Source organism: Limimaricola soesokkakensis, from assembly GCF_900172345.1.
In the GTDB taxonomy this organism is placed as follows: Bacteria; Pseudomonadota; Alphaproteobacteria; order Rhodobacterales; family Rhodobacteraceae; genus Limimaricola; species Limimaricola soesokkakensis.
Genome location: NZ_FWFY01000037.1, coordinates 1 through 1,220 on the forward strand (window position 1 = coordinate 1; position 1,220 = coordinate 1,220).

General features: G+C 64.5%; 1 protein-coding gene. It reads left to right on the forward strand.

The genetic code is table 11. The features are described 5' to 3' along the window. Positions 1-62 precede the first annotated feature (62 nt). Positions 63-1,162, forward strand: a protein-coding gene (locus tag LOS8367_RS18560) for an IS3 family transposase (protein WP_106535148.1) whose coding sequence is annotated in 2 segments (ribosomal slippage) — positions 63-312 and positions 312-1,162 — 1,101 coding nt in all. Because the reading frame shifts where the segments join, the coding sequence is not laid out codon by codon here. Positions 1,163-1,220: the final 58 nt, after the last annotated feature.

Below are 1,220 nucleotides of genomic sequence, written 5' to 3' on the forward strand. Positions count from 1 at the left end.
TGACCTGAGACCCTGTTCCTCCTCCAGTTTGGGGTAGAGTCCGTCCAACTCAGGAGACGGACATGAAGCGATCGCGTTTCGCGGAAGAGCAGATCATTGGAATGCTGAAGGAACAGGAGGCCGGGCTGTCGACGGCCGAGGTGTGCCGCAAGCACGGCGTCAGCCAAGCCACTTTCTACAAATACAAGGCGCGCTTCGGCGGGCTGGAGGTGTCGGACGCGCGTCGGCTGCGGGCCCTCGAGGACGAGAACGCCAAGCTCAAGAAACTGCTGGCCGAGCAGATGCTCGACAACGCCATCCTGCGGGATGTCGCGGCAAAAAAATGGTAGCGCCCGGCGTCAGGCGGGAAGCGGTGGCCCATGCCTGTGCATCGCACGGGGTGAGCCAGCGCCGGGCGTGCCAGGCCCTGGCGGTGGATCGATCGAGCGTGCGCTATCGCAGCGTTCGGCCCGACGACGCCGAGGCGCGCACGGCCATGAAGGCGGTGGCTTCGGAGCGACGGCGGTTCGGCTACCGACGCATCCACGTGATGCTGGAGCGGCAGGGGATCGTGATGAACCTCAAGAAGCTGCGGCGGCTGTATCGCGAGGAGAAGCTTCAGGTGCGGCGCCGGGGCGGGCGCAAGCGGGCCTTGGGCACGAGGCGTCCCTTGCTCGTGCCGGATGCCGCGAACCAGCGCTGGAGCCTCGACTTCGTCAGCGATGCGCTGACGGATGGCCGCCGGTTTCGGATACTCGCCGTGGTCGACGACTTCACCCGCGAATGCTTGGCGCTGGTCGCGGACACCTCGCTGTCGGGGCTACGGGTGGCTCGCGAGTTGGATGCGCTCATCACCCTGCGGGGCAAGCCTCAGACCATCGTCAGCGACAATGGGACCGAGTTCACCTCCATGGCCATCCTGGCTTGGAGCCAGCGCACGGCGGTTGGCTGGCATTACATCGCGCCCGGCAAGCCGATGCAGAACGGCTTCGTCGAGAGCTTCAACGGGCGGCTCCGCGACGAGCTGCTCAACGAAGTGCTATTCTCGACGCTCGGCGATGCCCGACGTCAGATCCAAGCGTGGCAGCTCGATTACAATCTGCACCGCCCCCATTCAGCCTTGGGCAATATCCCACCCGCCGAATTTGCCATGAAAACAGCACTGGAACAGCAGGCCGCATAGCCTCAGAAACCACCCATGGATTCTCCGTCAAACCGGAGGAAAGACGGGTCTCAGGTCA